The following is a 23935-nucleotide window of genomic DNA, read 5'->3' on the forward strand; positions in this document are numbered from 1 at the left end:
TATCCAGCAAGCAATCAATGGGAAAATTGCTCCGACAGATACTGCGTTAACTCAAGGTTATTCCGGACATAGAGCGAGGGGTTCTTACCCGTAAATGCTGTAAACTCTTTAATGAAATGCGACTGGTCGTAATAACCGCATCGGTAAACCAGGTCCTGCCAATCATTGATTTGCCAACGTTGGCTGGCCAGTTCGGCACACATATAGCTAATCCGTCGGATGCGTGCATAAAATTTAGGACTCACACCAATCCGTTGCAGAAACTTCCGCTCAAACTGCCGACGGCACAGAAACGCATCTTCGATCAGCCCGCTTAAACTTACATTTCCCCGATTCGTCACAATCAGGTTAGCCACATAATCGATGCGGTCGGGCTGAAGATTGCGTCTTACCAACTGAAAAGATAAAAATTGCTCAATACAGGCAATTTGTGCCGAATGGCTGGGGGCTTCGGCTAGTTGCTCAGTTACGTGATGAACAGATTGCTTCAGGACATCTGTTAGTGCAATGCGCTCATCGGTTAACTCAACCATCGGTAAACCAAAGAGGCTTCCTATTCCTGCCGGGCGGAAAACAATCCCAAGCATATGGATTTGGTTGGGCAAATAGAGTCGGTATTGATGAGTTGCCTGCCCGGTCATAAATGCCGTAGGAACTACCTGAATCGAATTTCGTTGCGTAGTACCTACCGAATAAGGAGCACCCAGATTAAAGACAATCGAGCCAAATCCGGTCGGTGGTGATTCTATAACAGCGGGCTTACTTACGGGTAACGCCCAGGTAGTTGCATCAGGCTTATTTTCCCAGATATAATAACATTCCACAAAAGGAGCCAGATGAGGAGCCGGAAAATATTTCTGATAAAACATGGGTGTATAGCCTGGTCAACGATAATCTACTAGATAGCTATTTAACGATATATATCTGATAAATAGCTATCAAACGGTCGCTGAAACAGAAAACACCAATTTTACTCACCGCAAAACCTGATCCCTATCGAATCCGGCATTCCGAAAATATATCCTAATTTGCCTTTCTTTTACCAATAGCACTGTATTGTGTATTCGTCTGTCGTGGTTTCTTAAAGCTGGGAAAGCCAGAAACAGACCTTAAAAAATAAGGCCGATTCATAGAATCGGCCTTATTCATTACGCATGTTGTCGGGCGTGTTTGCCTTCTCGAATCTCTTCAATCATCTTTCGATTGAAGGCCGGAATATCGTCTGGTTTCCGACTTGTTACCAGGCCCTGATCGGTCACAACTTCCTGATCGACCCAGTTGGCTCCGGCATTTTTCAGGTCGGTCTGAATCGATGGGTAGGACGTAAGTTTCCGACCATTGACAACCCCCGCTTCAATGAGCATAATGGGTGCATGACAGATAGCCGCTACTGGCTTTTGATTTTCAAAAAAATGTCGGACAAACTGAACAGCCTTTGGCTCCATTCGTAGATTGTCCGGGTTCATAACCCCACCTGGCAGCAGCAGGGCATCATACTGAGCTGGGTCGGCACCTGCCAAAGGCAGATCAACCGGAAACGTATCGCCCCAATCTGTATGCTCCCACCCTTTTACATCGCCCCCTTTCGGAGCAATCAGGTGCGTAGTGGCTCCGGCATCCTGTAAGGCTTTGCGGGGCTCTGTCATTTCGACCTGTTCAAATCCATCGGTCAGCAAAATCGCTACCTTCTTCCCATCCAATCGTTGCTGCGTTTCCATTGTTTTGTTGAGTATTTAATTCTCTGGTATAACTATAGAATCAATCGAAAGTTATCAAAATGAGTTGGTGATTTGTTAATGGCAAGTCATTAAAAACGTATCAGCTTCTGGCTACTATACTGACCATCAGCCGTTAACTGGAGGATATATTCGCCCGGCGACGAAGGTAGTGAATGGGCTGGCAACGTTTCCTGATGCTCTCCCATCGATTGATCCGGTCGGGTAAATCGCTTTATAATTCGCCCGCTGGCATCGGTTATCGTCAATAAAACACTGGCACGCTTAGGCAATCGATAGCGTACAGTAATATCGCTTGCTGACGGATTGGGCTGAACGATTACCTCAAATTCAGGCGTTGGTTCTACGCCCAGCACCTGTACATCCATTGTCAGAATGGCGCTATCCATCCACTCCAGGCGGTTTTTGACCCAGGTTTTCAGAAAGTTGATTTCTTCCTGATAGGTTTTGCCGACAAAGCTATTGGGCCAGACATAGACGCCCAAAATAGGCCAGCGCTGAAAATTACGCCCCTGGGCCTCAGCCAGTACATTAGCTACTGAATCGACATAAGCCTGAACACGCTCAGTTTTCAGCAACCCTTTTCGGAGCGTCTGGTATTTGGTCCGTACAGCCTTCGAAAAGCGGGGATCGCTCAGCAGTCGATACCACCAGAAGGGAACCGGATAAGGATCGTCTCCGCAGATTTTGTCATAGGTATACGACCAGCCCTGATACGAATTACCATTGCAGTAATTGGCGTTACCGTAGGCCAGGTTAAAGTCCCAGATCGGTCCCATCACCATCCGTCCATCTTTTGAATCGCGATCTTTATAGAAATAAGCACTCAACCGATACCCATCCAGATTATGCGCCACTTCGGTCATAAGCATATAGTCGACAAAGGAATCATCATGAATGTATTTTCGGTACCCGACTGCCGAATCCTGGTATTTCGCGCCAGCCAGTGTATTCTCAAAATCGGTTACAAACTGTTTGGCATACTGGTATTGCGGCTCGGTCACCTCATCGATTTTGGGTTTGTCAATCTGAATTGGAATCGCAATACCATTGGTTTTGTAGGGCGAATCCCAGTCGCGTGAATCGGTTCCGGTGTATTTGTCAATTTTGAAAATATATCCACCCGTTACCGCATCGCCTGTGTTATCGGAGGTTTTAATGCTGGTGATATTTACCCGATTTTTATTCCGTTTGATCTTTTCCATCAGCATATACACCCCATTGTAGCTCCCATTCAATACCACTTCACACAGGCGAAAACGAGGTGTATAATAAGCACTTAACTGCCGATTAAGATCGTAAGTAAGCGGCTCCCGAATCAGCGATTTATCGTTATACATGGCATTGAGCACCCAATCCGATTCGGAAGGCATACCCAGAACCGACGCATTGACGGAGTTTACACCCGACGCATCCCGTAACTCGAATCCATACGGTTTTTTAGGAAAGCTCTGCGACGATGACCCCCGAAGTTCGATACCAATTTTGCTGGTAAATGTAGGCGTATCCGTCAAGGTGTTGCGTTTGCCCGAACCATTGTCGATAATCGCCAGATCAGCTACGATTTTCGGATCATCGACAATGGTTTTATTGCCTGTATTAATGATGACAATGGGCAGATTCGACGAGGTAAAGGATTGTCCAAGTGCCGAAATCCCAAGCAGTTGTAAGCAAATTGTCCAATAGTAAAGCGACTTCATAGTGGCGTAGGCTAAACGGGTCTATTTTAAAAACACCTTTTTAGACCGTCTCCTCCTTATAAAGCAACAATAGGCTATCGAATACTAGCACGAATCTTAGCTACTTAGTTACCAATAGTCAGTTTACCGCCATTTATATAATTGACTTTACCCTTCAGGTCGAGCCCTTTAGCCTGTACAGTCGCGTCGATGGTCACAATGTGGCCCGGCTGGACAAACGCCTGATCAGTGATTGTCGGAATACGGCCGCAAGCCCAGGTAGCGGGATCATTCCAATTGCCTGATTTTACACTGGTTACCTGATCGGTGTAGCAACTGGCCTGCGACAGCAGTCGGATATAAGCCCCCTGCGAATAAATAGCCGGTTCGTTAAGCTGCCAGGAATTTTCAGGATAACTTGTGTTCCAGGCTTTATAGGATTTCTGAATCGGCTGGTTTTGTGGCGGACTGATTACAGGTCCCGAATAAGCAGCATCGGGCGCGTAGGTTGGATTAGCTCCACCCATCAGATAGCCCGGTGGCGGATTCAGGTCGAAAACAGTTCCGTCGGCAAACCACGAATGGTACATAGTCGGGGCCGAAAATTCGCCACCATAGGCGCCCATATTGGTCAGGTAACAGTAAGCCGTCGGATTGACGCCATGCAGGTAATGAATGAATCCCATGCCCGCATCCCGATAATTGGTCTTATTGCCCGCATCCTGATTATAGACATTCATGGTGAAGAACATATTCCCCTGATGCGACTTAGTTTCATTACTGCCCCAGGTATAATTGTCATTTTTCAGAAAGGCCCGGTACGCATCCGATTGATTCAGATACGAAGGCAGATTGTCCGAATTACCTGTTTTCAAACTTCCGGAATAGGTCGATAAAATGGCATTTTTAACACTGGTTGTAGCTCCGGCAGCGCGGGTGTAGTAGAGCAGCGCATCCTGGTAGGTGGCCTCAAACGGATAGGCAAAACTCCATTGCATCAAATGCACCTGACTGTAGTTCGCATCGAAGAATGTCTTATAGGTATTGTCGCCGGTCAGAACGTACAGGAAAGCCGCTGCCGCTACACGCCGGGCCAATCGATCATTGTCAGTATAGGTGGCCGCCACACTCTGAAAACCAGCATTATTGAACAAGACCGATGGGTTGTTGCTGGCCCAGTTGAACGCATTGATAGCCGCCGTCTGAAGCGTACTTCCATAGCTTTGCATGGTCGGATTACCCAGTGATTTAAACTGAATAGCAGCCAGGGCGAAAACAGCCGCTCCGGTGGCCGTTGCATCCGTACTGGCAGCTCCGTACCGACGTATATGGATATCGGCACTGGGTGGCGAGGTAGCACTAAAATCCGTAACCGATACTTTATGCAGTAATGAACCATCGGTCTGCTGCATCCGCAGAAGCCAGTCGAGTTCCCATTTTACCTCGTCAAGCAAATCCGGCACCCCATTCCCCGATTCTGGCAGGTTAAAATCGTCGGTCCAGACCGCCGGGTTTTCCTGATAGGCTAGCAACATATCCACCAGGGTGCCGTAGGTAAACGGAATGTATTTGTTATAATCGCCCGCATCGAACCAGCCACCCCGTACGTCTTTCGACGTAGCTGCCGACGTATTGCTCACCAGCCGACAGTCGGTGTCCTGCTGCGTTCCCAGAAAAGCCGCACCATCGGTCCAGGGGCTTTGGGCATAGGGCGTTTGTTTGGCAAAGCCGCTTCGCTGGTAAAAAAAGACACGCATCGCCTGTTTTAATACAGTCTGATAAACGGAATTGCCAATATCAAATGAATACGATCGCTTGTTCTGCCCTACATCGTACACATAATAGGTTCCAGGAATCTGTAAGGCCGAAAAATCGAACCACCAGACCTTATCGCCCGACTGCGTATGGGTAGCGCCTGCACTCCACGAGGTAGGTGTTCCCGTAAACACCACCGCATCGTTAGCTGCGTTCCGAATCTGATACGTGCCTGATGGCGTAAACGGTTCGCCTGAATTATAACCTGTTTGCGGCTTACTGATAACAGCCACTTTTTTAGCCAGTGGCAAATACCCAAACTGATCGACTTTGATGTGGTAATCGACTTCCGGGAAGCTGCTCAACTGATAGTTTTTAACAAAATTCCAGATCGTCTGGGCGACGTTGAACTGCGTACTCCAGCCGTGCGTAGCATCTTTGGTCATCAGTAAAACCACCTTTTTGCCCGATCCACAAAACGTCAGCGAATCGACAGTAGGATTAAAAGCCGTGGTCGTGTACGAGCTCCAGTTATTGCAGTTCATCCCGGCATAGTTCGATAGCGGCCAGGCATAAGCTGGTGTTTTTGGATAGGGTACAATCGGGGGCGTTACGGTTGGGTCGCCTGCGCTATGGATGTGCAGTACAGGAACGGACGTATACGTACCTGCCGAAAAATACGTGTTTGAATAGCTGTTATTAACCCACAAACTAGCGGCTACAGGTGCGAAAGCCGCGATCTTATTCGCCAGTGCCATACTGAGGAAATAGCACATATATCCCCCACCCGAATGCCCCGTTACATACACCCGGTTGCGATTGATGCGGTAGGTTTGGGTGAAGTAATCAATTAGATCGGACGTAAATCGTACATCATCCGGCGCATTCGGGTCAGCCGGACTGGGGCCATTGGCATCTCCTGCCGATCCGAAACCAGGAGCCGTATCGGCATATTTGTTGAATTGAATACTCCCTCCCACCGTTACGGCATCTGGGTAGACAACCAGAAAATTTTGGGTATTGGCTACTGCATCCAGCCCAGCATACGATTGAAAGCCAGCGCCTGTACCCCCATCGCCATGAAAGGCAATCACAAGGGGTAGATTATCCTTCGGAATGTTTGCAGGAAGATGAAAGGAAAATGTCCGAGTTCGACCACCAGACACTAGATTGCCAGAACCATTCACCGGACTTTGCGCCCCAACTTGAATAGCCACCAGCACCCATACGAACGAAAAGAGAAGCCTCACCACGTTCATGCCCGTCCTTGTTTGTTGAGATTCAATCAGTAGTTCAACGCCTGATAGATTGTAAATAAGCAAAAGCAGACATTTAACGAGTAATTTTCTATGTAAGCGGTCGTGGATTTATTGAAATAAGAGCAGCTCGTTTTCCATCTGATTTTGAAACAAGACTTTCTTCGCTACTTCTTGACTTCCAGAGTGGCTATCTAATGGATATGACGTCTAAACTCGGGAACGCTCATAGTTAATGCACTTTTGCTCAATGCTTAATCAAGTCGTTATCTGAAGTCCTATAAATTAGTATCGATAAGAAGTATAACTGTCCTCTATGGCAAAACGTCCATTACAATGGCTGAAAGGTTTTCGATTTGTTTATAAGCCTAGCAAATCTTTTCTTAATTGCATGAACAATGCTTTACAGAAAGAATATACAGAAATTACAGGGAAGGAATTTGATATTCTTTACCTATTTGCCGAACGCCCTGAAGATTTGGTTTACCTGCCCACTGAACATGCTGGAGTTCTGAAAGCTAGCATCGAAGTCTATAAACGTAATTACTGGGGAAACTGCCTAATCGGATGGCGTCCCAAATTGATGGATCGTGTTGTAAAGCCGGGAGACGAAATCAAGGAGGGTGAAGTTGAATTCAAATGGATTGAATTATCGCTACCAGTCATTCCTGAGACAACTTCGGTTAAATCCGATTTAGCCAAACGCTTGGGGTTAACAATAAACTATATTCTTAAAGAAGACAATCCAAGCGATCTGGATATTGAACTTTGGCTGCAGCTTGCTGACCCTTCAATCATAAAATCGCTTGAACAACAGTTGGCTGTCCTACAAGCGAACTGGAATGAGCAAGCCGACCAGGATACCACCCGGCAAAAAGGATACATCCATTCGGTATCACTTGCACGAGAAGAAGAGGGTGAGTATGTGTTTCAGATAGATCTAGGTTCGGCTTCTACTGAAGGATTAAAAGTAATACTCAATGAACTCAACAATCCAAAGTGGGGAATAACACAGGTTGAGATCATTTAATATGAAATCACCAATGGCACAACGACCGCTTAAATGGCTATCGGATTTTGAATACCGGTATAAACCAAGCCTCTCTTTTCTAAACTGTATGGATCAGCAGTTGCGGTACGAATACACACAACTAACCAATAAAACGTTCGATGTACAGTTCTTATTTATTGAATTTCAGGATGACTTACAATACATTAATGACCCAAACGAGGCTTTATTAAAAGCAAGTCAACGGTACAAAGGGAATTACCCAGGAGAATGTATCATTACATGGAGGCATAATTTTGAAGATAGATTTGTCCTTCCTGATGAAGAAATTCAAATAGCTGATATTGCCTTCAAGTGGAGAAAATTAGTTTGTCCCGATCTGTCTTTTCTGACAACAAAACCATCTAATTCAATTAGTCAGCGTTTAGGGTTAACATTAAGCTATATTCTTAAAGAAGATAGCCCAAGCGGTTTAGATGTCGAATTACGGTTGCAACTTGCTGACCCTTCAATCGTAAAATCGCTTGAACAACAGCTTGCTGTCCTACAAGCGAACTGGAATGAACAGGCCCTCCAGGATACCACCCGGCAAAAAGGATACATCCATTCGGTATCACTTGCACGAGAAGAAGAGGGTGAGTATGTGTTTCAAATAGATCTAGGTTCAGCAGCAAACGAAGGATTAAAAGTAATACTCAATGAATTCAATAACCCAAAGTGGGGAATAACGCAAGTTGAAATTGTTTAACTAAACAGAGCCGGGTTTGCGACCCGGCTCTGCTCATTTTTACTGCTTCAAAATTCGTTTTCGGAACACCTCATCACCCATCCTGATTTCGACGAAGTAAACTCCGCCGGGTGAACTTCGTAAGTCAAGTTCCTGCTGGAAGACATCGGTGGTTTTCTGATAATTCTGGTGGCTGAGTTCGGCTCCATTTATGTTTCGGACGCCTAGCGTCAAGGCTCCTCGCAGCGGGCTGCTGAATGATACCATCATCTGGCCGTCGCTGGGGTTAGGCGTAATCTGTAGGGCCTGCTCAGCCAGTGGGGTTGTCGAGGTAACGGTACCTGTCCGGACATTGACGGTCACGACGGCGCTTGTGCTACACAAATCCAGTCCCGAACCCGTAACCGTATAGGACGTGGTTTGGGTAGGGCTGGCCACTACCTGCGCACCTAGCGTTGTGTTGAGGCCGGGACCACTCCAGGTGAAAATACTGGCACCACGCGCGTTCAGGGTAACGGTCTGGCCGGGGTCAATAAAGATGGACGAAGCGGCCACTTGTACCGAGGGCTTCTGCCCTACCCGACCGGCAATATTATGTGCGACGTTCAAACCTAGGCTATCGGCATACCGAATCCAGTTGCCCTGCTGGCTAAGCCGCCACGACGTTGCTTCCAGCGATTCACCATTTCTAGTTGTCACCAAGGCAACCGTATCACCCGATGCATAAGGAAGCAGAATACCGATATGGAAAGGCAAGCCACTCAACGGAAGGCTCTTATCAAAAGTTACGGAGGTAGCACGGTTATTCGCTACATCGTTCAGAATATCCCGCAAGGGAACATCTTTCTGCCCCAGAATAGCCCCCGGCCCACCCTGGAATCCACGGCCATTCCAAACGGTTACGGTTACGACCGATTCGGTAGCGGCTCCTTTGGCGGCCTTGGCAACCCCAAATTTAAGCGTAGCTCCTGACAAGTTATTGTAAGCCAGCTTATTGGCAAAAAATTCCGAAACGGCTTGGCTCTTGTGACTATTCTGCCCGGCTACATAGCCCGTTCCACCCGTTTCGCGGAGTATGGTAGGGGTACCGTTGAAGTTGGTAATATCCGAACACAGCCCGGAATTCAGTACTTCGATGTATTCGGTACGCACCAGCGGGTCCGACTGACCGAGCGCATTCGTCGTTACGAGTGTTACTTTAAACTTACCCGGCTGCGTATAGGTAACCGTCGGATTCTGGTCAGTTGATGTGGACGGCGTACCGCCTTCAAAGGTCCATAACCACGAGGTCGGAAAATTTTCCGATAAATCCGTAAACTTAAGCTGTCCACCCAACAAAACCTGCTGGTTATCGACCCTGAAATTAGACTTTGGCCGGGCGGCCACCTGCGTACCGCATACGTTGGACGATAACAGCGACAACCGCCGGGGGCTCAGGGCCATAACCGCCCGAATCCGGTCTTTCTGGTTCAGCGTGAAAATATTGGAGCAGGCATCGTTGGAGTAATCCATGTAGTTCTGCACCATGTTTGTCGATCCACAGCTTACCCGACCCACCTGACAGCCATTACTGGCCGAAGCCTGTGGCGGGGTATCGGCGCAAAAGTCGTCGCCACAAACGGCATCGCCCCAAATGTGCCGCAAGCCCAAGAAGTGGCCTGTTTCGTGCGTCAGGGTACGGCCCAGGTTGTAGGGCGACTGAAGTACCGGGAAGGTTCCTTTATCGGCACTTCCGAAGGCTTTGTAATAAATTACAACTCCATCCGTACTGGCTGGCGAATCGGTCGGGATACCGGGCAGGTTCGACTGACTAGGGAACTGTGCATATCCCAACAATTGCCCGTTTACGGAAGGCTCATTCAGATCAAGTACCCAGATGTTGTAGTATTTATCTGGATTCCAGTAAGTACTCGGCTTTAATACACCTTCGATACTGGCCTGATCCCAGGTGGTTCGATTGCCGTTGTACCGATCGATACCTGGCTCAGCCATCGGTTGCCCTTGAGGGTTTACAGCGGCCAGACAAAATTCGATTTCAATATCGGCCCCCACCGGATTGTCATTAAACCCACGCGTACCGGCTTTCCGGCGGTAATCTTCGTTCAGTACGGCCAATTGTGATTGCACCTGCGCCTGACTGATGTTTCGACCCGTCCCAACAGTTTCGCCATTATGCACTACGTGAACAATAACCGGAATCGTAATCACCGTAGCGGCTGCCGTCCGGTTGTTGGCCATTTGCTTTTTGAGCGCAATCATTTTCAACTGCAACTCCCGTTCAAAATCGGCAAGCGAACCCAGTTGCGGATTTTTGGCCCGACGAACACTATCCATATACATGGTTCCGCATTTCTCAGGGGCCTGAGCACGTAGGCTGGTTGCGAATAAACCCAGTAAGGTTAGGCTAAGTATAAATCGAAACATATGCCTATTTGGTCGTAACAGGAGTAAACGTAAACTGGTAGCTGGCATCAATATCCGGGAAGTAATACTGAACGGTCATTGACGTACTGGTCAGGTTCTTAATTACCCAGGGATATATACCATTTAATATAGGTATATAGAATTCCAGGGTTGCATTGGCATTGACTAACGTCCAAGAATCAGTCAGATAAATATCGGGATCGGAAGCGCTACATTTAGTAGGCCCTTCACTGGCCTCAAACTTTCGTTCCGCATTGGCATAAAAGGTCAGATAATCGTCGTAAATGCAAGGCGCTATATTACTTTGATTTACAGGGATCACGCCCGATGCATTCCCTGCGTCGATCACCTGAAAGGAGACCATCTTCCAGGTTTTCTTGTCGGTGCCTGTCAGCAGTTGCGAATACGTCGGTGGTTTGGGTTCTATTTTTTCCGAACAGCCTCCCAGTATCCAGCCGATAAATCCTGGGATCAATAAGAAGCGTATAAACTGTCGCATAGGTAAAGCTTGTCAACTAGTCTGTAAATAGTTCTGTAACAGGTCCTCACTGGGGCGTATAGGTTTGTACGTAATTCAGTGTCGTATCTTTACCTGTACTTTGCTTAATAGTAAACTGAAGGTTTAGGGTAATCACCCGGTTTTTGGGATTCCAGGCACCTGTACCCTTAATCGTATCGGTTGATCCTAGTTCAGCATTGTTTTGAGTCGGTATGGTAAGCGAGTTATCCCCATTATCGACGAAAGTGAGCGTTGGCTTGATCGCATCAAAGCTAAGAAGACCAATATTCCAATTACTTAGCACATAGTTTTTACAATCGGTACTAGTAATCTGTACGTTCGATATAGTGGCCGTTTGAGGTCCGGTTTGCGTACTAAATACCTGCGTTCCTGTATAGGACCCACCCAGCAGGCAATCGTCCTGAATGATGAGGGTGAACTGCTTGCCAATCACCTTTTCGCCACTCCCAAAACCCACCTGCAATGAACTAGGTTGTACGCCGGTTATGGTAAACGTCACGGTCGATGACTCCAGGATATTGTTGGCGTTGTTGATCAGTTGCAATACAATATTGGCCTTACTAGACTTAGCCGGAATAGTCACGGTACCTTTCTTACTAGCAAAAAAGTACTCTTTCCCTTCACGTGCCGTTCCGCCAACGGTGTAATTGATGGTAATGGCCTGATCCAATTGCGGCCCGGCATTGTGTACCTCTATATTGATCGGCTGACTGTAGCTCTCCTTATAGGTCAAACTATCTTTTGTAAAACGAACATAGTAGGGGCCTTCAAAAATACGGTCAACATCGCTCGTTTCGCAGGCAAATACACCCAGCGTCAGCACGATTACGACTCCGAACAACCCACGTAGTTTATTGATTATCATGACGTTTCGATTCGTTAATGATTAATACCCTGGATTCTGGGCTCCCTGTAGGCCGGGGTTACGTAAAATTTCCGATTGTGGTATAGGCCATAATTCATATCGACTATTCCAGTTGGGCGAGAAAGCCGACATCACAGCCTGTGCCCGTCCCGTCCGAACCAGATCGTACCAGCGGTGCCCCTCGAATGCCAGTTCATACTGACGCTCCCGCTCTATAGTCAGCAGAATATCAGCTTGTGCCGTGGCTGTTACAGCAGTGCCCTTGGCCCGCGTACGCAACACATTGATATCTGAAACGGCACCTGTCGTACCGGTTAGCTTATTCTGCTGAGCCCGCGCTTCAGCCCGGATCAGGTACATTTCTGCCAGGCGGAACACCACAATATTGGCGTTGTTCTCGATAGCTGTGCCATACTTTCGAACCGTCCAGCCATTGTCATTCCCCTGCTGTTTTGTCGCGTCGAAGGAAATCGTTGCCACACGAGTGCCTGATTCTAAGGAGTTGAGATTAATTACTACCTGATCCGATGGAATCACTTCCCGACGGGTAACAAATAAGGTATTTAGGGTAGCCGGATCATCATTTTGCGTATATCCCACTTCGAAGATGGATTCAGCCGTAAAGTTCTGTTTGACGATGGTATTGTAATCGGGCACCAGCGAGAACTTACCCGAGTTAATCACCAGCGATGCATAGTTTTCTGCCTGGGCGTAGTTTTTCTGATACAGATAAAACCGGGCCAATGCCGCCTGTACTACCCGCTTCGACAAATAAGCCACTCCCGTCGATGAGTCGTCGGGCAAATCGGCCAGGGCAGCCTGATAATCAGCCAAAACTGCTGCCAGAACCGTAGCTTTAGCCGTCCGGCTGATATTTCGGTTCGTTGTCTGGTCGGTAGTCGTTACCAGTGGAATATCGCCAAAGGTGTAGACACCGTAAAAATTCGCCAGTCCCCGCAGAAACTTGGCTTCGGCAGTCAACTGTTTTCTGGCATCATCCGTTACACCCGTCACAGTAGGCAGCCGTTCCAGAATAAAATTGGCGACATACACGCACCCATAAATAGCGCCCCAAAATGTAGTGACATCGGAGTTGGTAGCTGTAATCTGTTTCGTACCAAATTCCTGATAGGAAGCGAATGTGCCGTTATGCTTGATATGATCGGCCGTGAAGTCACCCGCAATGACAATCGAGGAAGTCATTGCCCGGAACGAACTATATAAACCGATCCGTACCAGTGGCACATCGGCGGCCCGCTTCAGGGTTAATTCATCGATCTGCAAATCGTACGGTGTGGGTTCCAGCACATCCTGGCAGGAACTCAGCAGGACAATTGTCAGTATGAAACAAGTTATGTAAGACTTCATTGAGAACGTGTGATTGCCTGAAATAATAAATGAGCAGTGCTTAAAACGTCACTGTTACGCCACCGGATATGTTTTTAACCTGCGGCAGCGTATTTAAGTCAATACCCTGAGCGGTTGTCGAGCCATCCAGTGTACTTAGTTCCGGGTCTGATCCTGAATATTTTGTATACGTCCAGATATTGGTAGCCGAAGCAAAGACCCGAACACCCGACAATTTCACGTAACCAACCCATTTTTTAGGCAGGTTATAGCCGAGCGTCACATTTTTCAGACGCAGATAAGAACCATCTTCCAGAAAACGGCTGCTGAGATAATTGTTATAGGTGTTCTCATATACATAGCGTGGAACGCTCGTAATATCACCTTCTTTCTGCCACCGCTTCAGCGCGTCGACACTCTGATTAAAAGCAAGCGATGAGCCTGTATTGACTGACGATTGTTTGGTCATATTCAACACATGATTGCCATAGGAAAACTGAAAGAAAACACTCAGATCGAATCCTTTATAGGACAGTCGGTTGGTAAGGCCGCCAAAAAATTTAGGTTGTGCATTGCCAATTACCTGCCCATCGTCGGGTGTGATCCGCCCATCCCCATTTTTATCCTGGTAAATAGCATCGCCTGTACCCGAATCAACGCCTAAAAATTTCAGTCCCCAGAACGTGCCGAGCGGTTGCCCTGGCAAAACAACGTTAGTAGCCGCAACGCCATTTCCCTGATAGCCAGCAAATAAAGGTTCATCTGTGGCTAACTCAACTACTTTATTCTGGTTAGTCGAAATATTCAGATCTGTATTCCAACGAAGGCCTTTCTTATCAATGTTAACCGTGCTGATGGTCAACTCCAGCCCCTTGTTGCTTATTTTTCCAATGTTCCCCTGCACCGAACCAAAGCCTGAAGTCAACGGAATCGGCTGACTGAACAAGAGTTTATCCGTGAGGTTGCTATAAGCATCAAATGTAACATTTAAGCGTCCGTTAAAGAACGACGCATCTAAACCAACATTAGCCTCCCGTGTGCGCTCCCATTGCAGGTCGGGGTTGGCAAGTCCTGCTGGTCCAAGCCCGGACGAACCACTGTAAGTAGTAGCTGCCCAGGTTCCCAGATACAGAAAGTTACCAATCTGTTCGTTCCCCGTAAATCCATAACTCCCTCTCAGTTTCAGGTCACTCAGAAAGCTAAATTGTTCCATGAATGATTCCTCGGAGATACGCCAGCCCAACGATCCCGATGGGAAGAAACCAAATTTCCGGTTGGGGCCAAACCGCGATGAGCCATCGTATCGGCCCGTTGCAGATACCAGATATTTGTCTTTATAATCGTATTTAACTTCGCCTAAGCCCGAGAATAAACCGCTGTTAACCAGTGAAGAGCTCCCCTGGTTAACCACCCCGGCCGACGAGATATATGTAAAATCGTCGCTTGGGAAATATTCACCATTCACCGAACTGGCGCGGTTGGTTCGTTTAATGATTTCGATACCACCCAGTGCGCTAATTCGGTGCCTTTCATTGATCAGCGTATTGTACGACAACGTGTTAGAGCTTGTAAACGTAGCGGCTAAACTCGTATTATACTCGCCATACCCCTGCTGTCCCAGACTGGCACTATATCCCCCTGTAGCGGTTGATCGGGGAAAGTATAAGTTCTCAATGATGCTGTTGTAGTCAATACTGGCTTTCGATTGAAAGCGTAGGTTCTGCAGAAATTGATACGCTACGTATACCCCACCCAGCATTTTGGTTGTTAGTACCTGCTGGCGGGGTAAGAGTGCCTCTCCAACCGGATTGAAGTTTGGAAAGTCTGGGTAATTGGGATCACCTGGTCCATAGAGTTGTCCCTGTTCGTTGTAGGGTGAATAATAGGGCAGGCTGCGCGTTGCTCCCGAATACACACCATCCAGAAAGTTATCGCCAGCCACCCGGTTGTTTACGGCTCGGGCTACGGTGATATTACTGCCAAAGGATAATTTATCGGTTGCATTATGATCAATGGTCATTGTACCGCTCATCCGGGAGAATCGGTTATTGATCAGTACTCCTTCTTCATCGCGATAGTTACCACTCAGGTAAAACCGCGTACGTTCGTTACCACCCTGAGCCGATACCTGGTACTGCTGGTAAATACCTTTCCGCAACACCATATCCAGCCAGTTTGTATTGATACCGTCTGTTACCCCTTTAATCAGGCCCAACTTGTCGGGGTCCTGACCTGCATTAATCACGGCTTCTCGTTGTAAATCCAGCAACTGTGATGAATTCAGCAGATTAGGCCGCTTGATGATTTCGGTAAAGCCCCGTTGCGCATCCGCTGTAATCGTTGTTTTCTGATTCGCCTTTCCCCGTTTTGTCGTGATCAGCACAACACCATTGGCGGCTCGTGAACCATAAATAGCTTTAGCCGAAGCATCTTTCAGAATCTGAAAGGATTCAATGTCATTCGGATTAAGTAAAGCCAGGGCATTGTCGTTCTGACCCCCATAGCCCGTTGTTAAAGCCCCCGCCTGAATCTGCACCCCATCAACAATATACAAGGGACGGTTAGAGGCCGAAATAGAAGTGTTCCCCCGAACCCGAACAGAAAGCCCTCCACCCGGTGTACCGGACGATTGCGTTACCAGCACACCCGCAGCCTGGCCTTGTAATGCCTGATCGAGGCTATTAATTGGAATATCTTTAAACTTATCGGACGTAATTGAGGCAATGGAGCCGGTGATATCTTTCCGTTGCGTCGTGTTATAACCGGTCACAACGACCTGAGTGAGCTCGTTAATAGCTTCCTGCATGACAACGTTGACAACCGTTCGATTATTTACCGGGACTTCCTGTGAGTTTAAGCCAATGGATGTCAGCACCAAAACGGCATTCGGACCGGGAATCGTAATGCTGTAATTCCCGTTGGCATCGGTTGTGGCTCCCGTTGTGGTTCCTTTCACAACTACGTTCACTCCGGGCAACGTTTGTCCATCCTGTGCTGAAGTTACTCTCCCTGTTATACGCTGAGCCTGGGCCAGCAGATAGCCCGGCAGCATGATCAGCAAAGCCGACCAGCTAATAACACGATAAAAATTTCTCATGTATAGGTTATACCAAGTAAATGCTTTTTTGGAGGTTACACGCTAAATCTGAAAAAGGATTTATTAATGAGCGCATCAAGCTACAATTTTTTAAACGAAAAAATTATCGGCATCGTATAAATCTACTGATAGCGTAGCCTACAGCCTTATTTTCGTTTTTAATTCAATGTTCAGTCTTCTTTTTCACAAACTCATTTCCTATACGTTAATATACAGCCATCTGATGCAATTTCATATAAGTTTAATCAGATACGCGAACGGTGGAAAGAAATAAGGCTCTACATCAACGACGTAGAGCCTTACAAAGTATGGCAACTGACCTAATTTACTTTTTCGGATTCGAGGTAGGCGCACTGCCCGATGCGGCCGGATTGTACTTCAACTCATTATCGGGTACATCCCAATAGTCCAAGAAGTTATAGTTGATGGTGGCATTGGTACTTACTTTCCCAGCTTTATCCACTACAACGGCCCCTTTTCGGCCACCGCCCTGCGACACATCATCGATAACACCCCACCGACGGGCATCGTAGAACGACAGGTTTCGGAACGCCAGCCCCACCCGACGCTCACGACGGAGTTCTTCTTTTGCCTGATCGAGTGTGAGTCCGGTACCCGCTACAGCCGCCAATCCGGCTCCCTGATACTTCCGAACGGCGTCGATTGATTTTAAGCCGTCTTCGATTTTGCCGGTATTGATTAGCGCTTCGGCTTTCATCAGTTCATTTTCTTCGTAACTACCTGCCAGATACAATTCCGTAGCGCCCGGTGTACGATCACTTAAGGTCGATACTCCCGCCAGTTTTTTACCTCCATCCAGCAGTGCCCAACGCGTATTAAAGGCATTCCCCCGGCTACTTTCGCCAATCCAGGGGGTAGCGCGTTGGGTAAAGTTATTTGCCAATCGCTGGTCGCCCGTTTTGAAATCCTGAATCAGTCGTTCCGAAATCTTATATGTAGCCCCGCCCGACGGATCACCCGTTGCTTTAGCAGCAACGGTTCCGGCTGTTGGCGACAGGAAATCACCATTCTGGTTCGAACGACCCGTAAACACATTATCCGTTGCCGTAATACCATCCGTTGCCAGCGTCAGGATTTGCCCCCACTGAGCGGCTGTCATGGTTTTTACAGTCGTATTCACCAGCAGATTACGAGCCTTTAGCGTATTGATGTTGCGCTTCCACATATCGGGTGTGAGTACGCCCCCCTTGCCAACCTGATTGAATGGCGGAATCAACTGCGACATGATGGCTGTATAATCCGCTGAAGCTGCAGGCAACAGCGAAGCCGCCTTATCGAGGTTAGCGTTGGCTTCTTCGATCAGCTTTTCCTTGGTCACATAGTTGTTATTGGTCCCGTTCGCGTCGTTGTTGATGATACCAGCATAGTAGATCGACCCGATGTGTGAATACGCAAAGCCTTTCCACCAGTATGCCCAGGCCTGAACGGTCGCTTTCTTGGCTTTGGCATCGCCCGTAAACGAAACCTGATCGGCCAGCGCCAGTACTTTATTCATCTGGCTATTCAGCGAATACATATACCACCACTCATGAAACAATGGATTTGATCCCTGGTTGGAATTGACGTTGACCTGACGAATCAGCGCCCACTGTGTGTTTGGTGCATTAGGATTTACAACTTTAGAGCCATCGTCCAGAATGACATAATCGGGGGCACCAATCTGATTACCAAATTGGTTGGCCGCTTCTTCGCCGATAATGTCGCCCATGAGGTCATGAAAGCCCATCGCCCCCGACCAGAAGTAGCCTGGAACCCCATCGTATAGGTCGGTTTTTATTTCCTTAAATCCATTGATGTAAGCGGCCCCTTGTGCGAAGTTGATAATCCCCGATTCGGTATTGGCACTGCTTACGGTTGGCTGGTTCGGGTTTTTTACGTCCAGTTGATCTTTACAGGAAGTCGCAAAGCTCAGCACCAGCGCGGCCACTAGAATATGTATCTTTTTCATTGATAAGTTCTTGAAGGTTGAAATTAAAGCCCGATGTTGAGCGTAGCCTGGTACGAACGTAGGTTTGGCATAGTGTTGTGGTCAGTACCACGATCCCAGGCCGAACTACCCGTACCCGAACTGATTTCGGGATCGAAGCCGGTGTACTTGGTGAACGTCAGCAAATTCCGGCCCGACAGCACCAATTGCGCCCGACGCAATACCGGCACATTAACTACTTTGCTCAGGTCAAATCCAACCTGTACGTTGCGCAGCCGCACGAACGAAGCGTCTTCATAGAAATAATCTTTCGTGCCATTGGCCTGACGCTGGGCATACACCCCCCGGTAGAAAGCTGTCCAGGCCCCCGTATTTCCATCAATCGTAATCGGGTTCGCATAGTCAGCATGAATACCATCGCGGTACATCCATTCCTTTGTCTGGTTATAGATGTGGCTGCCATTTACCCAGTCGAACTGGAAGCCGAACGTCAGGAAGTTTTTAAACGTAAACTCGTTGATGAACGACATATTGAACTTCGGGTTCGGATCGCCAAAGCTGTACTTATTAGCCGAGAAGAAAGGCTGTTTCGTTGCCTTACTGACCACAATCCCATTGCTGGCTACGGTATACTGCGACTGCTGATCGGCGGGGATAAGCAAATTTCCATCCGGGTCCTTCTGATCCAGTGAATGAACCGTTATATAGCCATACAATTGACCGATTTTTTCACCTGCTTTCAGGACGTAGTTCGAACTACCGGCACTCGACAATACGACCACTTCGGCATTGTTCTTAACCGCCGTAATTTTTGAGGTTTGTCGCCCAAAATTCGTTGTCAGATTCCAGGTGAAGTCTTTCGTCCGCACAACGGTCGTATTCAACGATGCCTGAAACCCATTGGAGCCCAGCGAGAACGCGTTGTCTTTGATCGAGTTAATCCCCGCTGATGGAATACCACTCACATCGAAAATGGCATTGTCGGTAGACCGATTCCAATACGTGGCCGACAACCGAACACTGCTCAACCAGTTTGACGTTTTCGAAGGGGTAAGGGCTAAATCGGCACCCACTTCAAGTTCGGACGAAACCTCTACATCCAGAGCCGGATTTGGCTGGCTGGCTGGTGTATAAAAAGAGTTCGATGAGCCTAAGGTCTGGGTGTTTAAAACCAGGTAGCGATCGAATGGCTTCGGCTGAATACCAGCCTGTCCGTAAGCGGCCCGTAGCTTCAATTCGGGGAAGAAACCAGCTACCGGGCTATTTTCCCAGAACTTCAACGCCGAAATACGGAAATACGCATCGCCACGCGGGAAGGTAAACGGCTTGGAACCGCTACCAAAAGCCGATGAATAGTCGGTACGGAAACCACCCGAAATACCTGCCAGATCACCAAAGTCGATCCGCTGGTTAACGACATAGCCATAGGTAATAAACGGCTCACTATAATCACCGCCAGCCGGTAAACCAGCCCGTCCAGCCGATGGTGCTTTCACACCAGGAACGCGGAATACTGCCGATTGAGCTGCTGTAAACGGATCGTAGGTTGGCAGGCCCAGTGTATAGGTATAGAACTGTTTGAAGTTCCGGTTTCGGTAATCGAACGAGAGTTGCGTAGAGGTTCTGATAGGCAGTTTCGAACCAAAATCGTTCTGAAAATCGGTATTGATATAGGCGCTGGCCAGGAAGTTCTGGTACGTAGTGGTCAGGCTATTATTATCGATCTCACCCGAAGGGTCGGTTCCAAAATAGTTTTGGTAGTAGTTGTTATTCAGCGCAATAACGTTCCGATTTTTCGTCTGGTTGGCGTAAGTAGTCCGAATTTCCTGCTTCGAGTAGTTGATACCATATTTGGCATCCAGCGTCAGAAATTTATTGATATTGTAATTCAGGTTGAAGTTCTGAATCACATCCACCTTGTTGTCCTTATTGTCGGTATATTTCTGCCAGAAGCTGGGGTTATTGTGGTTCACCCCTACTGCATCGCCGTAGTAAATACCCGGATTACCGTCGGGATCGAGGGCCGAAAAATCAGCAAATGGACGAGCATTGTTCACCGCATACAGAATCAGGCGATCGTTGGTTTTGATTGTACTACGTGTGTATACGAGCTGCGTAGTGGTTCTGAAAGTCAAGCCTTTGGCTAGTTGGAGACCAATATTCGACATCAGATTACTGCGTTGATAATTTCCGTTGTTGATGACATTACTCTCCTGCTGGTTATTCGAAGCTGATACGGCAAAGTCGACTTTATCGGTTCCACCTGTCAACGCAATACTGTTGTTATAGGTATTTGACGGGCGGAAAAAATAGGCATAATGATCCTGATACTTCAAATTGGCCGTATAAGGCTTATCGGCTTTGTTATTCACATCGAGCGGATTATACTGCACATTCTCGCTGTAAACTAATGTATTCGGATTGAATTCAAGCGGTTTACCCGACGTACCAATAACGTTATTGCTGGCATCGACAATGAATCCATTGTATTGCGCCTTAGCCACTCCTCCTACATTCAGATACTCACTCCGGGTAATGCCCGAACTCACATCAATATTTAGTTTACCTGATTTCCCTTTTTTGGTAAATACCTGAATAACCCCGTTGGCACCCTGCGCCCCATACAGTGTAGCTGCCGCTGCACCCTGCACTACCTCAACCCGTTCGATGGTATTTGGATCGATACTGCTCAATAGGGCTGTCGGGTTATTGTTGATGTTTCCGTTCGAATCGTAATTCGTGGCATCGACCTGCACCCCATCGATGAGCAGAATAGGAGCCGTACCCCGGTTGATGGTGTTAATCCCGCGCAGTACAATGTTGACCGGAGCACCAGGTGTACCGTTTCCACTCGAAATCTGTGCTCCGGCAATCTTCCCAACCAATGCCTGATCAATAGAAGCGGTTGGTGTTTGAGGCAGATTCTTGGAGGTAATCGACTCGACCGAAATACCCAGTTTACGCTTATCGGTGGCTACCCCGACCCCGGTGACAACCACTTCGGATAACTGGCGGTTGTCTGATACCAGCTTAACGTCGACGACCGACTCGTTGCCAACAGCGATTTCCTGTGTGGTAACGCCCACAAAACTAAAGACGAGCGTTGCCGCCTTGTTGCCGGGAACGTCAAGACTATACATACCTCCCGCGTCGGTAGTAGCCCCTTTTGTAGTGCCCTTTACCACAACCGAAACTCCTGGCAAGGGTAAGTTATCTTCGGCCGATGTGACCTTACCCGTAATACGCCTATCCTGCGCCCAAACAGTGGACCAGAGCGAGCATACCAGAAGGAAACTCAAGGATAGAAATTTACTCATGTACGTTAGATGTTAGGTGAAAACAGTTTTTACTGTTGACAAAACTAACATCAAAAAGAAATAATACAAATTTAAAAATCCACTTACATAAAATATTATTTGATAAATACTGAGTAAAATCAAAATATTATTCCGATATAAAAGCAAAAATACACATATAATATAATAAAATTTACCAGATATTCATTAAAATCAGAATAATATACCTAAAAAGTATTTTAACTTTAATATCTATTTAAATAGAAAAAATACAATTAACAAAAGACATTTTATAAAGACATCATATTTGTACAGCATGTTGCATGGACGTTGCTTGTTTTCCATAAGCGGTCGAAAATCGGGCTGAACGTCAAACCATTAGCCAATATGTAACCATAAATAGCGATCTAGAGGCAGTAGAAATAGAGCCACCCATAAAAATTTGATCCTTTTTATTTATACATACCACTGTTGAGTAAATATGCTCAACCAACATATACTAAACGCCATAAACACAAAAAGCACCGCTTGGGCGATGCTTTTTGTGTTGGAACTTCACTAGCTCTGCAATTAAAAATTGGGGTTTTTGGTAACAACACCCGATGTCGACGCATTTAATACGGTCTCATCGGCTGGCACATCCCAATAATCCATGAAATTATAGTTGATCGTCACGTTTTTATTGATCGTTGCACCGGCATTCGAAATAAGTGTGTTCCCATAGCTGCCGCCCCCCACTGAGATGTCGTAGGTCCAGCCCCAGCGCCGACTATCGTAGAAAGCGAGACCACGGTTGAATAAAGAGACTCTCCGTTCTTTGGTCAGCTCAGTAAGCGCTTTCGCCAGTGTCAGGCCGGTACCAGCTACAGGTGCTACACCAGCGCCCTGGTAAGCTCTCACTGCATCGATAAACCCTAAGCCTGTTTCAATGTTACCTAAGCGGATATTGGCTTCGGCTAGCATCAGCGCATTCTCTTCATAACTACCAGCCATAAATACTTCATGAGCGCCCACATCTTTAGAACCATACACGTATACACCAGCCAGCCCAGCACCATTGGGTATCATACTGTAGCGGGTTGTAAACGTATAGTTGTTCTTATACATAGTTGCTGTATTGAAATTATTGGCTACCCGCTTGTCACCCGCATTGAACGACTGCATGAATCGCTCACTGATTTTAAAGGTCGAGCTTGTGTTCACATTTGAGGTTAACGCGGCCACAGTACCACCTGTTGGTGAAAAAGGTGAGTTGGATGCGGAACTCCGTTCGGTGAAAACAGCATCGCCTTTCTTAATACCATTGGTAGCCAGCGTCAGTACCGAATTCCAGTCGGCCGTAGTCATAGCCGTTGTCGATGATTTAGTAATCTTTGCATCAGGATTACCATTGACAAACGGAGCCAGCTTATTAACCAGAATATTACGAGCCAGCATGGTATTGATATTCCGTTTCCACATATCGATGGTTGGCACCGTACCGTTACCTACCTGAAAAAACGAAGGAATCAGCTTCGACATCACCGCCTGGTAATCACTCGCACTGGTAATGGCTCCCAGCGTTGTAGTGGTCAGATTGAAATACTCGTTCGATTTGTTGATAATTGCATCGTGCAATACATAACTGCCATCGGTTACGCCCGACTTATCTTCAATAAGGCCGGCATAATACATTGAGCCAATGGATGCGTACGCATAGCCTTTCCACCAGTAAGCCCATGCTTTCAGGGTGTTGGCCCGGCTGGAGGCATCGCCCGTAAATTTGATGGTAGCCGCTAAATCCAGAATTTGGTTACAGACATTATTCAGGGCATACATATTCAGCCACTGGTAATAAATCGCGTTGTTACCGGCTCCGGTAGCAGCACGGCTATTATACGACCGGATGATACCTACCTGTGGAGCTGGGTTGGTCTGCTTAGTACCGTCATCCAGAATAATATAATCGGGTACCCCAATGGTCGTAATCTGGTTGTTCGATGCATCCGCACCAACATTATCGGCCATCAGTTCACTATAGCCCCAGGGCAGCGAGAAATAACTGTTTCCCAGCCAGCCATCACCATTCAGAAAACCGTTTATATAAACGCCACCCTGGGCATAGGCGATAAGTCCAGCCTCATCGTTTACGTTGGCAGATAGCGTTGGAGCGTTCGGATTACCCACATCCAGTTGATCCTTACAGGAAACCCCTGTAAGCATGAGTGCTGCTAAAAATGCGGTGGTAAAAAATTTATGTTTATTAATGAGTTTCATAGATAATGACAGTTGAAAAA

Annotated in this window: 14 protein-coding genes; 2 read left to right on the forward strand and 12 right to left on the reverse strand. The window is 47.3% G+C overall.

Annotation, left to right across the window (positions count from 1 at the left end; translation table 11 throughout):
• Positions 1–14: 14 nt before the first annotated feature.
• The 4 genes from B5M13_RS24555 to B5M13_RS24570 all read right to left on the reverse strand — a co-directional run bounded on the left by B5M13_RS24555 (position 15) and on the right by B5M13_RS24570 (position 6429).
• The gene (locus B5M13_RS24555; protein WP_080058181.1) at positions 15–869 is read right to left on the reverse strand and encodes a DUF6597 domain-containing transcriptional factor; all 855 of its coding nucleotides are present in this window, start codon (positions 867–869) and stop codon (positions 15–17) included.
• 279 nt (positions 870–1148) lie between these two features.
• Positions 1149–1718, reverse strand: a complete 570-nt coding sequence (locus tag B5M13_RS24560; RefSeq protein WP_080058182.1) for a type 1 glutamine amidotransferase domain-containing protein — start codon at positions 1716–1718, stop codon at positions 1149–1151.
• Positions 1719–1807: 89 nt separating this feature from the next.
• Complete coding sequence (locus tag B5M13_RS24565; RefSeq protein WP_080058183.1) at positions 1808–3436, reverse strand: CotH kinase family protein; 1629 nt, start codon at positions 3434–3436, stop codon at positions 1808–1810.
• Between the two features lie 104 nt (positions 3437–3540).
• On the reverse strand, positions 3541–6429 hold the full coding sequence (locus B5M13_RS24570) for a glycoside hydrolase family 9 protein (protein ID WP_080058184.1): 2889 nt from the start codon (positions 6427–6429) through the stop codon (positions 3541–3543).
• 313 nt (positions 6430–6742) lie between these two features.
• On the opposite strand from B5M13_RS24570, the gene B5M13_RS24575 reads away from it, so the two are divergent.
• A complete protein-coding gene (locus B5M13_RS24575) occupies positions 6743–7456 on the forward strand; it encodes a hypothetical protein (RefSeq protein ID WP_155297325.1) in 714 nt (237 codons plus the stop codon).
• 13 nt (positions 7457–7469) lie between these two features.
• Positions 7470–8183 carry a hypothetical protein gene (locus B5M13_RS24580; RefSeq protein WP_170061189.1) on the forward strand — a complete coding sequence of 238 codons (714 nt, stop codon included), beginning with the start codon at positions 7470–7472 and terminating at the stop codon, positions 8181–8183.
• Between the two features lie 39 nt (positions 8184–8222).
• On the opposite strand, the gene B5M13_RS24585 is transcribed toward B5M13_RS24580, so the two are convergent.
• From B5M13_RS24585 to B5M13_RS24620, 8 genes are all read right to left on the reverse strand, one after another.
• Positions 8223–10586: a M43 family zinc metalloprotease gene (locus B5M13_RS24585; protein WP_080058187.1), complete on the reverse strand. Its 2364-nt coding sequence runs from the start codon at positions 10584–10586 to the stop codon at positions 8223–8225.
• A 4-nt stretch (positions 10587–10590) separates the two neighbouring features.
• Positions 10591–11085 (reverse strand): hypothetical protein, encoded by a 495-nt coding sequence (locus B5M13_RS24590; RefSeq protein WP_080058188.1) that lies wholly within the window; start codon positions 11083–11085, stop codon positions 10591–10593.
• Between the two features lie 46 nt (positions 11086–11131).
• Positions 11132–11971, reverse strand: a complete 840-nt coding sequence (locus B5M13_RS24595; protein ID WP_080058189.1) for a hypothetical protein — start codon at positions 11969–11971, stop codon at positions 11132–11134.
• A gap of 21 nt (positions 11972–11992) precedes the next feature.
• Positions 11993–13339 carry a RagB/SusD family nutrient uptake outer membrane protein gene (locus tag B5M13_RS24600; RefSeq protein ID WP_080058190.1) on the reverse strand — a complete coding sequence of 449 codons (1347 nt, stop codon included), beginning with the start codon at positions 13337–13339 and terminating at the stop codon, positions 11993–11995.
• A 40-nt stretch (positions 13340–13379) separates the two neighbouring features.
• Complete coding sequence (locus B5M13_RS24605) at positions 13380–16415, reverse strand: SusC/RagA family TonB-linked outer membrane protein (protein WP_080058191.1); 3036 nt, start codon at positions 16413–16415, stop codon at positions 13380–13382.
• A 325-nt stretch (positions 16416–16740) separates the two neighbouring features.
• Positions 16741–18384, reverse strand: a complete 1644-nt coding sequence (locus B5M13_RS24610) for a RagB/SusD family nutrient uptake outer membrane protein (protein WP_080058192.1) — start codon at positions 18382–18384, stop codon at positions 16741–16743.
• A gap of 23 nt (positions 18385–18407) precedes the next feature.
• Positions 18408–21680 (reverse strand): SusC/RagA family TonB-linked outer membrane protein, encoded by a 3273-nt coding sequence (locus tag B5M13_RS24615; protein WP_080058193.1) that lies wholly within the window; start codon positions 21678–21680, stop codon positions 18408–18410.
• Positions 21681–22229: 549 nt separating this feature from the next.
• The gene (locus tag B5M13_RS24620; RefSeq protein ID WP_080058194.1) at positions 22230–23915 is read right to left on the reverse strand and encodes a RagB/SusD family nutrient uptake outer membrane protein; all 1686 of its coding nucleotides are present in this window, start codon (positions 23913–23915) and stop codon (positions 22230–22232) included.
• Positions 23916–23935: the final 20 nt, after the last annotated feature.

This window comes from Spirosoma aerolatum (assembly GCF_002056795.1).
Classification (GTDB): Bacteria; Bacteroidota; Bacteroidia; order Cytophagales; family Spirosomataceae; genus Spirosoma; species Spirosoma aerolatum.

Excerpts from the sequence above, each read along its gene's own strand:
- B5M13_RS24590 (WP_080058188.1), bottom strand. The coding sequence starts at position 11,085 with ATGCGACAGTTTATACGCTTCTTATTGATCCCAGGATTTATCGGCTGG.
- B5M13_RS24570 (WP_080058184.1), bottom strand. The coding sequence starts at position 6,429 with ATGAACGTGGTGAGGCTTCTCTTTTCGTTCGTATGGGTGCTGGTGGCT.
- B5M13_RS24565 (WP_080058183.1), bottom strand. The coding sequence starts at position 3,436 with ATGAAGTCGCTTTACTATTGGACAATTTGCTTACAACTGCTTGGGATT.
- B5M13_RS24560 (WP_080058182.1), bottom strand. The coding sequence starts at position 1,718 with ATGGAAACGCAGCAACGATTGGATGGGAAGAAGGTAGCGATTTTGCTG.
- B5M13_RS24585 (WP_080058187.1), bottom strand. The coding sequence starts at position 10,586 with ATGTTTCGATTTATACTTAGCCTAACCTTACTGGGTTTATTCGCAACC.
- B5M13_RS24575 (WP_155297325.1), top strand. The coding sequence starts at position 6,743 with ATGGCAAAACGTCCATTACAATGGCTGAAAGGTTTTCGATTTGTTTAT.
- B5M13_RS24605 (WP_080058191.1), bottom strand. The coding sequence starts at position 16,415 with ATGAGAAATTTTTATCGTGTTATTAGCTGGTCGGCTTTGCTGATCATG.
- B5M13_RS24600 (WP_080058190.1), bottom strand. The coding sequence starts at position 13,339 with ATGAAGTCTTACATAACTTGTTTCATACTGACAATTGTCCTGCTGAGT.
- B5M13_RS24615 (WP_080058193.1), bottom strand. The coding sequence starts at position 21,680 with ATGAGTAAATTTCTATCCTTGAGTTTCCTTCTGGTATGCTCGCTCTGG.
- B5M13_RS24595 (WP_080058189.1), bottom strand. The coding sequence starts at position 11,971 with ATGATAATCAATAAACTACGTGGGTTGTTCGGAGTCGTAATCGTGCTG.
- B5M13_RS24555 (WP_080058181.1), bottom strand. The coding sequence starts at position 869 with ATGTTTTATCAGAAATATTTTCCGGCTCCTCATCTGGCTCCTTTTGTG.
- B5M13_RS24610 (WP_080058192.1), bottom strand. The coding sequence starts at position 18,384 with ATGAAAAAGATACATATTCTAGTGGCCGCGCTGGTGCTGAGCTTTGCG.
- B5M13_RS24620 (WP_080058194.1), bottom strand. The coding sequence starts at position 23,915 with ATGAAACTCATTAATAAACATAAATTTTTTACCACCGCATTTTTAGCA.
- B5M13_RS24580 (WP_170061189.1), top strand. The coding sequence starts at position 7,470 with ATGGCACAACGACCGCTTAAATGGCTATCGGATTTTGAATACCGGTAT.